Raw genomic sequence first — 12,678 nt, 5'->3', positions numbered from 1 at the left:
ACGTCGGCACGACGTATAAGCGCGCCCTCCCATGATAAAATCCTGCTCGGGACTAGGTGGTTCCAGACTGTCCCGACGACCCTGAAGCAAACGGCGCGGCGCGATATTATGATCGGCGCATCACCTCTCGATGGAGACACAAGATGCGCAAACCCCGCGATATCGATTCCGAACTGAAAGCGCTGGCCGACAAGGCGAAGCACCTCAAGGAACGCCGCGTTCTGCAACTCGGCGAGCTGGTCATCGCGACCGGGGCCGATGCCAGCGACGCCGAAACGCTGGCAGGCGCATTGCTCGATGTCGCCGGAAACGCTGACGCCGCGCGAAAGGAGAGCTGGCGCAAGCGCGGTGCCGCCTTCTTTCAAGGGACGGCGCGCAAACGCGGCAACGGAGTTGAGCGCCAACCGGACAGCGCTCGCGCGGCTGACGGCGGCGCGGCATCGGCTTGAGGCACGAAAGGCGCGAACCGGCATGCGCGACTGGCAGGTCAAACGCCGTGAACGCACGCGGCAACTCATCGAACTGGGCGGCCTTGTCGCTAAGGCTGGACTGGTCGAGCTCACCGACGATGATCGCGCCACGCTCTACGGCGCGTTCCTAACGGTCGCCGTCAAACTGCGCGGCGAAGATCGCGAGCAAGCGCTGGTGCTCTGGAAGCGTAAAGGGAAGCGCGCGTTTGAGTCGGAGAGCGAAACGTGACCGTTGCGACGGTCGCTGCATATTCAATGTCCTATCGTCATGCCTCCCGACTTCTTCGGGCGTGGGGCTAGCCAGATCAGGGCGGCGGCGATGAGAAGCATGGCGGAGGTTGCCCAGAAGACGTGAATGACTGCGAGCGTGGTCGCCTCCATTTCGACCATGTTGCTCAGCACTTGGCGGACCTGTTCGGGTGAGAACCCCATGCCAGACAACTGCGTTTGCACTGCTTCCGGCTGAAGCGCGCCGACAACATCGTTGCGCGCGGCGCGCTGGGTATCGCCCCAGTATGTCAGCGATACCGACGTGGCAAAAGCCGTGGCGATGGTTCGAACAAAGCTTTGGAGGCCAGCAGCGGAAGCGACCTCATGCTCTTCCACCGTGTTGAGCGTAAGGCCGATAAGCGGGATCATGAAAAAGGTCATGCCCAGTCCCTGCACGAATTGCGGGATGGTCAGTGTCCAGAAATCGGAATCGGTGGTCCAGAATGTCCGGGTGAGCGCCAGCGCCGCGAGCCAGACGATGCCGCCGGAGACAAGCAGACGCGGATCGAAGCGCGGAGCCAGCATCGCAACGAGGGGGGCCGTCAGCAAGGCGGCAATGGCGGTAAATGAGGAAGACATGCCGGCTTGCGTCGCGGTATAGCCAAGCCATGCCTGCTGCCACTGCGGGACGATAACGAACCCGGCGAAATAGGCGCCAAAGCTGATGCCGAGCGCAAGCAAGCTGACACTCAGACCGCGATGCCGCAATACGCGCAGATCGACGATCGGATGATCTTCGGTCAGCTCCCATATGACGAAAAACAGGAACGAAATAGCCGAGACGACCGTGAGCGCGACAATCATCGGATCGCCAAACCAGTCATGCGTCCGCCCTAGATCGAGAACAAGCTGGAGACAGCCGACCGCAAAGATGAGAAGCACAAGACCGATGACATCGACCGGAAGGATACTGCGCTCGGTTTCCAGCGGACGGACAAGCCGCCAGCAGGCAAAAAGGCACAGCAGCACGACAGGGATATTGATCAGGAATATCCAGTGCCAGCTGTAATTGTCGGTCAGATAGCCACCGAAGATCGGGCCTAGGGCCGGGGCCAGCAGCGTCGTGACGGCCCAAAGGCCCATCGCGTAATTCTGCTTGTCCGGCGGGAACACCTTGAGCAGCAGTGTTTGCGACAGGGGCATCATGAATGCACCGACGATCCCCTGGCCGATCCGGCAGATGACCAGCATTTCAAGCGATACCGAAATGCCGCAGAGGAAGGAGAAGGCACCGAAGCCTAGCATACTGGCCATGAAGGTTCGGACCGAACCGAACCGGCCTGCCATCCATCCCGTCAATGGCACACAAATGGCTTCGGCAACGGCATAGGAGGTGATGATCCAGGTGCCTTGCTCCAGCGTGATGCCAAGGCTGCTCGCGATATGCGGCACGGCGACATTGGCAATGGTCAGGTCGAGGATGACCATGAAATTGGCAAAGGCGAGTGCAATCGCCGCAATCAGGCGCTGCGACGGAGACAGTCCGCTATAGGCGGCCGCCACGGCCGTCATCGCGGGTCAGTTTCCCGAAACATCGATTTCGACTTCCATCGACAGCCCGACGCGCAAGGGATGCTGGCGCAGGTCTGCGGGATCGAGTTCGATCCGTACCGGCAAGCGCTGGACGGTCTTGATCCAATTGCCGGTTGCATTCTGCGCCGGGATCACGGCCATAGAGGAGCCGGTGCCGCCTGCCAGTCCGACGACTTTGCCGCGATAGACCACATCGCCGCCATAGAGGTCTGAGGTCAGTTTGACCGGCATATCGACGCGGACGCGACCGAGCTGCCCTTCCTTGAAATTGGCATCAACATAGAGCTTTTCGAGCGGAACGATGGTCATGATCGTCTGGCCGGGATTCAGGCGCTGGCCGATCTGCACCTGCAAGCGGCTGACCACGCCCGAAACAGGAGCGCGGATTTCGGTGCGTTCAAGATCGAGCAAGGCCGCATCGAGCCGGGCCTTGGCAGCGCGCACGGCGGGGTCGGTCTCGACGCTCGAACCGCGCACAAGTGCGTCGTTCGCGGCGAGCTGGCCTTGGGCGACACGGCGGACCGAGCCGACTTCGGAAATCCCGCCGCGCGCGGCGTCGAGCGCAGCGCTGGCGGTGGCAAAAGACCTGCGCGCCTGTGTCAGTTCCTCGCCCGAAACCGCTCCGCTGGCGGCGACCGCCTCGCGGCGCTGCAAGTCGATCCGGGCCTTGTCTAACTCTGCCTGTGCTGTCCGCAGCCGCGCCTGAGCCTGCACCAGACCGGCGCTGGAGCTGTCGACCTGCGCCGAAAGCGCGCTATTGGTCGCGACCGTTTGGCTGAACCGGCGGCGCGCGGCGGCAAGATCGGCCTCGGCCTGGGCGACAGCAATCTTTGCATTCGCCTGATCGAGCCGGACCAGTACGTCCCCCGCCTTTACTTGCTGCGTGTCTTCAACCAGCACTTCGATCGCCGAACCGGCAACAAGCGGCGTGACCTGCGCCATCTGCGCGTTCACATAGGCATTGTCGGTGCTGACATGGTTGCGGGCAACCAGATAGTACCAGGCACCCCAGCAGAGGCCAACAATAGCCAGCACGACGACTAGCCGCCGCAGCCACTTCTTGCGCGTTGCCTTGCGGGAAGCGGAAACGTCCGGATCGACAGCGGGGGCTGTGTCTGCTGCGTCGGTCATCGGTCGGCATTTCCTGCTGGGGGCGTTTGACGCGCGTCGAACCCGCCGCCAAGCGCGCGGATCGTCGCCAGCGTTGCGCCGCGTTCGTAAGTTTCGAGGGCGATGACGGCGAGGCGCAGTTCCTGGACTCCGCGCTCGCTGGCGAGAACTTCGAGATAGCTGGACAGACCTGCGCTGTAACGCTGGCGCAGCAGCGCAAGCGCATCCTCGCTTGCCGCAAGGGCAGCGCGCGCGGCTTCCAACCGTTTGTCCGCCGCATCGCGCTGGGTCACGGCATCGGCAACCTGCTGATAAGCGGTGATCACGGTCTGGTTATAGTTGGCAACCGCCTCGTCATAGGCGGCGATCGCGCCGCGATATTGCGCCTTCAGCCCGCCGCCGTCGAAGATTGGCAAACTGATTGCAGGACCAACCGACCCGAAAACTGATTGCGAATCGATGAGATTGCCAATGCCCAGCGCCTGCAAGCCGATCAGCGCCCGTAGGTTGATCGAGGGGTAGAAGCCCGCCCGTGCCTGCTCGATCTTTGCAGCCGCCGCTTCGACCCGTTCGCGCGCGGCGACAATATCGGGCCGCCTGCCCAGCAAATCGGTGGTCAGGCCTTCGGGAGCCCCGGCGGGCGTTGAGGGCGAAAGCGGCGGACGGGTGATCGTCAGTCCGCGATCCGGCCCCGCGCCGACAAGCGCGGAAAGCTGGTTGCGGCGAATAAGTATGGTCTCTTCGGCGCCAGCGAGCGTCTGCTCCGCGCTTGCGACTTCGACATCGGCGAGGCGCAGACTGGCGCGATTGTCGAGGCCGTTGCGCTCGCGCTGCGCCACAAGGTCGCGCGTCGCCCGTCGGTTGGTTAGCACCGCTTCTGCATTGTCGCGTTCGCGGTGGGCGCGACCCAATTCGGCATAGGCGGCGGTGATTGACACCGACAGCACCAGTCGCGCCTGCGCCGCGTCGATTGTCGCCGCGCGCAGTTCGGAAGTTGCCGCTGCCAGCGCGGCACGATTACGACCCCACAGATCGAGATCATAGCCAAAGCTCAGCGAGGCCTGCCCGTAATCGGTCCAGCCACCGGGGAGGAACTGCGCGGGAATGCCAAAACTGCCGCTTTGGCGACGCGCCCCAGCTTCCGCCTCCGCGCCAATGTTAGGCAGTCGCGCCGCGCCTATGCGTTGCGCTTCGGCCTCCGCTCTGCGGATGCGCGCGACGGCAACGGCAACCTGCGGCGCATTGGTCAGCCCTTCTTCGATCAACGCGGTGAGTTGCGGATCGCCTGCCCGCCGCCACCATTGGTCCGGCGGCCAGAAACCAATGCCACGCGGCGCAAATGTCTGGCTGGCAGCAACCGTCTCGGCGGTCTGCATTGCCGGTCTGATTCCGGTATCGGGGACTGACGCGCAGGCCGAGAGAGCCAGCAAAGTCAGCGGAATGCCGCGCCTAACCGACATAGGCGCCCCGTCCACTCGCCAGCAGCCGACCCTCGGCATCCTCGATCCGGGTTTCCGCGACGCTTAATTGCTTACCCAGTTTCACCACCCGTCCGATCGCGCGCAGCGGTCCCGATGTCGCCGGACGATGGAAATCGACCCGCATGTCGGCGGTGGCGCGCGCCGATCCGCCCAGCGCGTTGATCGTGTAGAGTCCAGTCAGATCGATCAGCGCCGAGAGGATGCCGCCATGCGCCGAGCCGATCATCGGGTTGGAAACGATCTCATCCCGCCAGGGCATTTCGAGGGTCAGCGCGTTTTCGGTGAGCGCGGCAATCTCCAGACCCAGCCATTGGTGGAAAGGCGCAATCAACAGCATTGCGCGCAGCTGCTCGATGTCCATTAGCGCTGCCTGCTCGCTCATGCCGCGATCCCTTTTCCGTGCATCCGCACCAGAAAATCTAGGATCGCATCGCCAAAGGCATCGTTCTGATCGCCGACCACCATGTGCGTCGCATCGGGGATGGCGCTATGCTCGGAGTGGCCGGTTAGTGAAGCATGGGGATTCGACATGCGCCCTTCATAATGTAATATATCTTACAGTGAAGTCTTTTGATGCATCGGCGTTACGGTTGGGGCGCAAAAAATGGCCAAACCACCATCCAACTCAGTCGGATCGTTCCCAAATGCGAATTGAGGAGCAGCCTTCAGCGACCGTTCTTGCAATCCAAAATTGACCATGCTCTCTGTTGATTGCCCCCGCTATCCAACGTCGATAACCGTCAGACCGCTTCCCGAAGTTTATCCTGCACTTCGAGAAAGTCGATGATCGCGCGGCTGAACACGTCATTATCGTCACCGACGACCATATGGCCTGCGCCTGAGACATCGGTGAAATGCGCTCCGGAGACGAAATTTATGAACCTCTCTGCCGCCTCGAGCGAAATGAGATCGCTGGCTCCGCCACGCACGAGATGGACGGGAAGTGAAAGATTGCCCGCAGCGGCTTTGGCCAAGGCATAGTCATGCTCGCGCCGATCGTTGATCCGACTGAGAAATCCGGGATCCCAATGCCAGCGATAGCGATTGTCTGGACCGAGGCGAAGATAGCTCTTGAGGCCCTCGCTGGCGCCGCGTTTGGGCCGGTTGGGTAGATAGTTTCCAATCGCCTCGGCCGCCTCCTCAAGCGACGTAAAGCCGGATTCGATATGCGCGCTCATGAAACCGACTATCCGTGAGACACCGTCGGGGGCCATCTCAGGGGTCACATCTACCAGCGTCAAGGACGCGAAGCTGCCGGGTCGCAGCGCACCTTCGGCCACCAAAGCCGCCAGGCCACCGAGGGACGCGCCGATCACATGCGGTCGTTCATCCAGCGTGTCGCAGACGGCGAGAATATCTTTGCCGAAATCGGCAAAGCGGTATTGGTCGGGGGGCGCCCATTCGCTTTCGCCATGACCGCGCATGTCGATTGCGATCGAGCAGAAACCTTGCTGCTCAAGCATGTGCATGGTTTTGCGCCAGGTCCGCTTGGTCTGCCCGCCGCCGTGTGCGAGGATGACCGGTCCGCGTCGGCTATCTTCGCCGATCCGGCTTGCCGCGATGGCAATACCACCGCTATCTACAAACATCGTTTTCACACATTTGCCTTCAGTGTTGCAGTTCCGGCAAGTGCAGGATCAGTCCGTCCAGCTCGGTAGCCATGGGAATCTGGCAGGCGAGCCGGCTCGTGGCGGTTGTCCCCTCGGCAAACTGGATCAGATCGCTCTCCATGCTGCCTTCTTCGGGCAGGCCAACGCGCTCAATCCAGGCATCATCGACATGCACATGGCAGGTGGCGCAAGCGCAAACCCCGCCGCAATCGCCATCGATCCCGGGAACGCTGTTGAACAGCGCGGCCTCACGGGCGCTCAGGCCTTCGTCAGCTTCAACCGTACGCCGAACACCATCGGCCGAAACAAAGGTCACCTTGATCATCTTGAAATTCCGTCTTTCCTGCGACGTCGAGAAAGTCAGTGCGCGTGAAGCTTCACCGGAAGCCGGGTGATCCCTCGCACCAGATTGGACAACAGCCGTTCCGGTTCGCCGACCATTTCAACAAAGCTGAAGCGCTTGAGGATTTCCTCCCAAACGATCCGCAGCTGCAATTCAGCCAGCCGATTGCCCATGCAACGGTGAATCCCGAACCCGAATGACAGATGGTGACGCGGGTTTTCCCGATCGATAATGAACTCGTCGGCGCGATCGATCACGGTATCGTCGCGGTTGCCCGATAGATACCACATCACCACCTTGTCCCCCTTCAGGATCTGCTTCCCGCCGATTATCGCATCCTCCAGCGCAGTGCGACGCATGTGGGTGAGCGGCGTCTGCCAGCGGATGATTTCGGGGATCATGCTCGAAACGAGCGCCGGGTTTTCGCGCAGCTTGCGATATTCCTCCGGATTCTGATTGAGCGCCATCACCCCTCCGCTAATTGAATTTCGGGTGGTGTCGTTGCCGCCCACAATCAGCAGCAGCAGATTTCCTAGGAATTCAAGAAAGGGCATGTCCCTGGTCGCGGGCGAATGCGCCATCATCGAGATCAAGTCATTTCCACCGGGGTTGTTGACCCGCTGATCCCACAGTCCTTTGAAATACATGGCGCACTGGATGAGCTCTTCCCGACGCTGTTCAAAGGATTCAACAATGCCAGTTTCAGGCGAGGCAGTCGTAACGTCCGACCAGCGGGTCAACTTGGCGCGCTCTTCCCAGGGAAAATCGAAAATCGTCGCCAGGGTCATCGTGGTCAGCTCGACCGAGACCAGCTTGACCCAGTCGATTTCCTCCCCGACCGGCAGCTCATCAAGGATAGCACCGGCCCGTTCGCGGATGATCGGTTCGAGCAACAGCAGATTCGAAGGTGCGACCACCGGGCTTACGGCCTTGCGCTGCTGATCATGCTTGGGCTGGTCCATGGCAATGAACATTTCCAGCTCGAGCGCACCTTCAACGCCGTGCATGTCTTGAACCGCGATCCCACCCAGCTTGGCCTCTGACGAAAAAACCTTGTGGTTGGTATCGACCGCTATGATGTCGTTGAATTTAGTCACCGACCAATAGGGGCCAAAGCGGCTTTCGCGGCAAAAATGGACCGGATCCTCACGCCGCAGGCGCGCAAAATATTCGCCTACGGTGTCATTCTGGAAGAGATACGGATTCGCGACGTTGATTTCATCAAGCGGGATGGTGTCGATATTTTCAAACTGGGCTGCTGCGGTTGCCATTCGTCCCACCTTTCCTAAGTTCGCTGAAAATAACGGTTCAAGGCATAAATGTCAACAATCATTATCAGCTTTATGCCGAAATCGTTGCGAGGCTAGCGAGCAGAGCAAGATGGCGAGGTGCACGAAGGTCGATATTCCGGCATTCCTACTCGCCCTTCTCCAGCGACGAAATTATGACTAGACTCAGGTTGAGATTATTGCTTATACGCATTTATGACCTCCACTGCTCAGCAACCCGTGACGGCTTTTGCAGCCGCACCGACCAAGGCAAAACGCGCACTTCAAGTTGCTCAAGCGATCGTATCTGATATCCAGATGAATGCCCGCGAAGCCGGTGATCGGCTCCCGCAGGAAGAGGATATGCTTGCCCGCTATGAAGTGGCGAGGGCAACTTTGCGCGAAGCGCTGAGATTTCTAGAGCTTCAAGGGGTCATCCACCTTCAGCTAGGTCGGGGTGGTGGCCCGGTCGTGTCGCGGCCGCAAACCCGTGATTTCGCCAGTTCGCTTTCCTTGATCCTGCAGTTCATGGATACCGATCTGCGGGCTCTCCTCGAACTGCGCGAAGCGATAGCACCGGACACCGCCGCAAGAGCGGCAGAGCGGGCAACTAATGCCGATTTGGCCGCGCTGACCGATTGCTATGCCCAACTCGAGCGCGATAGGGAAAGCGCCTCGTTTGAAGAGACCAACCGGCGCTTTCATGACCTGCTTGGCTGGGCAAGTGGCAATCCCGGGTTCGGGTTGCTGACCTCCGCCTTGCACCTGCTTACCCGCGATCTCGCCATGGAACTGGGCTATTCTGCTCAGGAACGGTCAAACCAGTTACGCTGCCTGTTCCGCGTACTGAGCGCCGTGCGCCTGCGCGATGCTGAAAATGCGCGTCGCCACATGGAACGGTTGGTCAAGGGTTCCTCGGAGTATCTTGCGAACCGCAGTCCCGATCTCGTGTCACAAAAAATTTCATGGGGAGACCCATGCTAGGCCTTTGAAGCCGACAAAATGGAGAGAGTGATGGCGCTGAACAGCCGCATTTGCGAAATGCTCAAGATTGAATATCCGATAGTCTTGGCCGGTATGGGCGGCGCGAGTGTGCCGGCACTGGCCGCTGCGGTTTCAAACGCAGGTGGCCTTGGAGTCCTCGGCGCGGCGGCCTGCTCGCCTGAGCGACTGCGCAGCTGGATTCGCGAAACCCGTGCGCTCACCGACAAGCCGTTTGGGGTGGATACCTTGCTGCCAGCATCGGTGCGCCAGGGCAAGGCGCCGCAAACCGGGGCGGCTCCCACCGATCCGATGTCGGTATTCGGCGAATATCAGCAGTTCGCCAAAGACTTCATGTCTCGTGAAGGTCTGGGTGAAGTGGACGCAGCGGCGGCGATGCGCGCGGCGGCAGGCGCGGAAAGCGAAGGCGGGCCTCCGCTTTTTTCGAAAGAATTCTTCGAAGCCCAGATGGAAGTTGTGATCGAGGAGAAGGTTCCGGTCTATGCTGCGGGCCTAGGCAACCCCGGTCCGTGGATGGACCGACTGCATGCCAACGGAACGATTGTCATGGCAGTGGTCGGCAAGGTCAAGCACGCGCTGCAGGTGGCCGATTCCGGGATCGACGTGATTGTCGCCCAGGGCCATGACGGCGGCGGTCACAATTCACCGATCGGCACCATTTCGCTGATCCCGCAAGTAGTCGATGCCGTGGGGGACCGGGTTCCGGTGCTGGGCGCTGGCGGGATCACCGATGGCCGGGGTGTGGCTGCGACCTTCATGCTCGGAGCCGATGGCGCTTGGGTAGGAACGGCCTTTCTGGCGACCGAAGAGGCCGGGATCGAGGATTTCCAGAAGCAGGCAATCGCCGAGGGCGGCGATGGGGACACGGTGGTGAGCCGCTCGATAACCGGCAAGCCTGCCCGGATGATCGTCAACAAGTGGGCAAACGCTTGGATCGATGCTGGCAAGGAACCGCTGCCGATGCCTTACCAGTCGATGATCGCGGGTCCGGTGATGGCTGCAGCGATCCGCGACAAGCGGATGGACGTCCTACCCGGTTTTGCTGGCCAGGGGATCGGGTTGATCAAGTCGGTTCGTCCTGCCGCCGATGTCATGCGCGATCTGGTGTCGGGTGCCGAAAAAGCACTGGCTCGTGCGAAACGGTTTGGCTGATGCCGACTGGGCCGGTCGCGAAGGGAGGCATCCATGAAGGGACTTGAACTGAAACGGAGCATTCGCCTGCGCGAAGCCTTCGCTGCGATGAAAACACTCCTGAAGGACAAGGAGGATACCGCTCAGGTCTTCCGGATTGTCGATGCACTCGCCGGAAACAGCTATTTCCGGCAATTCAAGCGGTTTGCCAGTTCGGAAGGCGGGAAGCGCATTCTGGCCAGCCGCAGCAGTCTGCTCGAGCACCTGCGCGACCGTGAGCGCCTGGCCCGGTGTCCGCCAGGAAGCCTTGGCCGACGCTACCTGGAATTTGTCTATGACGAAGGGTTGAGCGCGGACGGGCTGGTCTCTGCCAGCGAACAAGGCGGACTGCGCGCCTTCACCGATCCCGACGTCGCGCTGTTCCGCAACCGGATGCGCGATTCTCACGACCTCTATCATGTCGTCACCGGCTACGGCCGAGATGGCCTTGGCGAGTTGTGTGTGCTGACTCTGGGCAACGCGCAAGCGCATAGCCACGGGATAGCATTCTTGACCTTGCTCGGCCTGGCCAAATCTAGGCGAGAGGCTCCCGAGATGCCCGTTTTGGGGCCGATGATCGAAGCGTGGCGGCGTGGGCGCGCAGCGCGACGCTTGTCCGAGACATATTGGGAGGAACTTCTCGATCGCCCGCTTGATGAGGTCCACGCCCTGCTGAGGCTGCCACAAGCACCCCGTTATCGCGCGGCCGAACCGATCGCCAAACGGATCGAAGTCGAATTCCAGGTTCGGCGCGAGCTTTCCCTATCACTGCAGAAGGACGCAGCGTCCGCATGACTTTTTCCGACAAGACAGCGATCACCGGCGTTGGCGAAACTGATTTCGTCAAGGGAACTGAACGCACCGCCGTTGACATGATGCTGGAGGCATCGCGCAAGGCGATTGCCGATGCCGGGTTGAAACCTTCCGACATCGACGGAATGGTGCCGCCGCCGATCTATACGACCAGTGAGGAGCTGGCCGCAAATCTGGGGATCGACGTGCTGCGCTATGCCGCCACGGTGCATATGGGCGGTGCCAGTCCGACCACCGCCTTGCAAAACGCGGCAATGGCGATCTCTGCGGGGCTGTGCAATCACGTGCTCGTGACACTGGGGTGGAACGGCTTTTCGGCGTTACGGCCCAAGGCGGGAGCGCCGCCGACCCGGTCGATGAACATGAATACCCTGACGAACACCATCCAGGGCTATTACATCCCTTATGGCGTTTTCCTTCCGGTCCAGATGTATGCCTGGCTGGCAATGCGCCATTCCCGGCTCTACGGGGTCGGCCCGGAAGCGATGGGTGCCGTCGCAATGGCCTGCCGCAAGCATGCCCAGCTCAATCCCAAGGCGTTTACCTATGGCAGGCTGCTGGATTGGGAGACCTACCATTCGGCGCGCTGGATTTCCGAACCATTCAAGCTCTACGACTGCTGCCTGGAGACCGACGGTGCCTGCGCAGTGGTGGTATCGCGGGTCGATCGTGCCCGCGACATGCCGCATGTTCCGGTAACGATCGCCGGTGCGGCCGAAGGGCATCCCTATCCGGCGGACGATATCCCGTCCCGCCCTGATCCATTCAAGATCGGCCTGTCCTATGCCGCGCCGAAGGCGTTTGAGATGGCCGGGGTATCGCGCGCAGACATGGATTTCCTTCAGGTCTATGATTGCTTCACCTATGTCGTCCTGCTGCAACTCGAAGCCATGGGCTATTGCGAGCCAGGCGGCGCGCACGATTTCGTCAAGGATGGCCAGATCGAGCTGGGCGGCAGGTTTCCCCTCAACACACACGGCGGCCTGCTCAGCGAGGCGCATGTCTGGGGTCTCAATCATGTTGTCGAAGCCGTCCGGCAGTTGCGGCACGATTGCGGAGCCCGGCAGGTCGAAGGTGCCAGGACCGGGCTTGTCACCGGCTGGGGCGACCTGGGTGACGGCAGCATCGCGATCTTGCGGAGATTTGACTAGATGGACGACAATCTGCCACCGAAGCTGCGCGCCCAAGCCGCCGCTCCGCCCAAACCCCGGCCGCGACCGCAGGACCCGGTCGAACAGGAATTCTGGTCCCGTTGCCAGGACGGACATCTCCATTTCCAGAAGTGCCGGGAATGCGGCACCTGGCGTCATCTTCCCCGTTACATGTGCGCCCGCTGCGGCTCACCGGACTTTTCATGGGAACAGAGCTCTGGCCAAGGCGTGGTATTCTCCTGGACGGTCGTGCATCAGGCGCTCCATCCGGCCTTTGCTTCAGACATTCCTTATGTCGCGGCCGTAGTCGAGCTTGAAGAAGGTGTCCGGATGGCGACGCGGCTGATCGATTGTCCGGCCGGCGATGTCCGGCTCGACCTTCCGGTAACTCTCGATTTCGAGGATTTTTCGGACGGTTTCCGCCTCCCCGTGTTCCGGCCGGTCTGAAAGGGCACTG

Annotated in this window: 15 protein-coding genes; 7 read left to right on the top strand and 8 right to left on the bottom strand. The window is 61.1% G+C overall.

Features of this window, described 5'->3' with window-relative positions; all coding sequences use genetic code 11:
• The first annotated feature begins 143 nt into the window (after positions 1-143).
• Positions 144-449: a conjugal transfer protein TraD gene (locus PKC81_RS01555; RefSeq protein WP_298602772.1), complete on the top strand. Its 306-nt coding sequence runs from the start codon at positions 144-146 to the stop codon at positions 447-449.
• 22 nt (positions 450-471) lie between these two features.
• On the top strand, positions 472-699 hold the full coding sequence (locus PKC81_RS01550; protein ID WP_298602769.1) for a conjugal transfer protein TraD: 228 nt from the start codon (positions 472-474) through the stop codon (positions 697-699).
• A 23-nt stretch (positions 700-722) separates the two neighbouring features.
• Here the strand turns inward: PKC81_RS01550 and PKC81_RS01545 are convergent, their stop codons facing one another.
• The 8 genes from PKC81_RS01545 to PKC81_RS01510 all read right to left on the bottom strand — a co-directional run bounded on the left by PKC81_RS01545 (position 723) and on the right by PKC81_RS01510 (position 8,088).
• Positions 723-2,252 (bottom strand): DHA2 family efflux MFS transporter permease subunit, encoded by a 1,530-nt coding sequence (locus PKC81_RS01545; RefSeq protein ID WP_298602766.1) that lies wholly within the window; start codon positions 2,250-2,252, stop codon positions 723-725.
• Positions 2,253-2,258: 6 nt separating this feature from the next.
• Complete coding sequence (locus tag PKC81_RS01540; RefSeq protein ID WP_298602763.1) at positions 2,259-3,404, bottom strand: EmrA/EmrK family multidrug efflux transporter periplasmic adaptor subunit; 1,146 nt, start codon at positions 3,402-3,404, stop codon at positions 2,259-2,261.
• A complete protein-coding gene (locus PKC81_RS01535; protein WP_298602760.1) occupies positions 3,401-4,843 on the bottom strand; it encodes an efflux transporter outer membrane subunit in 1,443 nt (480 codons plus the stop codon). The genes PKC81_RS01540 and PKC81_RS01535 overlap by 4 nt, the downstream gene beginning before the upstream one ends.
• A complete protein-coding gene (locus PKC81_RS01530; protein ID WP_298602758.1) occupies positions 4,833-5,246 on the bottom strand; it encodes a hotdog fold thioesterase in 414 nt (137 codons plus the stop codon). Before PKC81_RS01530 ends, PKC81_RS01535 begins: the two co-directional genes overlap by 11 nt.
• Positions 5,243-5,395 carry a hypothetical protein gene (locus PKC81_RS01525; protein WP_298602755.1) on the bottom strand — a complete coding sequence of 51 codons (153 nt, stop codon included), beginning with the start codon at positions 5,393-5,395 and terminating at the stop codon, positions 5,243-5,245. The genes PKC81_RS01530 and PKC81_RS01525 overlap by 4 nt, the downstream gene beginning before the upstream one ends.
• Positions 5,396-5,604: 209 nt before the next feature.
• Positions 5,605-6,453 carry an alpha/beta hydrolase gene (locus PKC81_RS01520; RefSeq protein WP_298602827.1) on the bottom strand — a complete coding sequence of 283 codons (849 nt, stop codon included), beginning with the start codon at positions 6,451-6,453 and terminating at the stop codon, positions 5,605-5,607.
• 19 nt (positions 6,454-6,472) lie between these two features.
• Positions 6,473-6,799, bottom strand: coding sequence for a 2Fe-2S iron-sulfur cluster-binding protein (locus tag PKC81_RS01515; protein ID WP_298602752.1), 327 nt, complete (start codon positions 6,797-6,799; stop codon positions 6,473-6,475).
• Positions 6,800-6,834: 35 nt separating this feature from the next.
• A complete protein-coding gene (locus tag PKC81_RS01510; protein WP_298602749.1) occupies positions 6,835-8,088 on the bottom strand; it encodes a cytochrome P450 in 1,254 nt (417 codons plus the stop codon).
• Between the two features lie 213 nt (positions 8,089-8,301).
• Between PKC81_RS01510 and PKC81_RS01505 the strand changes: the two genes are divergently transcribed.
• From PKC81_RS01505 to PKC81_RS01485, 5 genes are read left to right on the top strand one after another with little or no spacing between them, the layout of a single operon-like run.
• Positions 8,302-9,069: an FCD domain-containing protein gene (locus PKC81_RS01505; RefSeq protein WP_298602746.1), complete on the top strand. Its 768-nt coding sequence runs from the start codon at positions 8,302-8,304 to the stop codon at positions 9,067-9,069.
• 30 nt (positions 9,070-9,099) lie between these two features.
• The gene (locus PKC81_RS01500; RefSeq protein WP_324332860.1) at positions 9,100-10,239 is read left to right on the top strand and encodes a nitronate monooxygenase; all 1,140 of its coding nucleotides are present in this window, start codon (positions 9,100-9,102) and stop codon (positions 10,237-10,239) included.
• 33 nt (positions 10,240-10,272) lie between these two features.
• Positions 10,273-11,052 (top strand): Coq4 family protein, encoded by a 780-nt coding sequence (locus PKC81_RS01495; protein ID WP_298602741.1) that lies wholly within the window; start codon positions 10,273-10,275, stop codon positions 11,050-11,052.
• Positions 11,049-12,221, top strand: a complete 1,173-nt coding sequence (locus PKC81_RS01490) for a transporter (protein WP_324332859.1) — start codon at positions 11,049-11,051, stop codon at positions 12,219-12,221. Before PKC81_RS01495 ends, PKC81_RS01490 begins: the two co-directional genes overlap by 4 nt.
• Complete coding sequence (locus PKC81_RS01485; protein WP_298602736.1) at positions 12,222-12,668, top strand: OB-fold domain-containing protein; 447 nt, start codon at positions 12,222-12,224, stop codon at positions 12,666-12,668.
• Positions 12,669-12,678 lie beyond the last annotated feature (10 nt).

The organism is Sphingorhabdus sp. (genome assembly GCF_035329025.1).
Lineage (GTDB): Bacteria > Pseudomonadota > Alphaproteobacteria > Sphingomonadales > Sphingomonadaceae > Sphingorhabdus_B.
The sequence above is the reverse complement of the archived record's forward strand: the minus strand, read 5'-3'. Positions and strand labels throughout refer to the sequence as shown.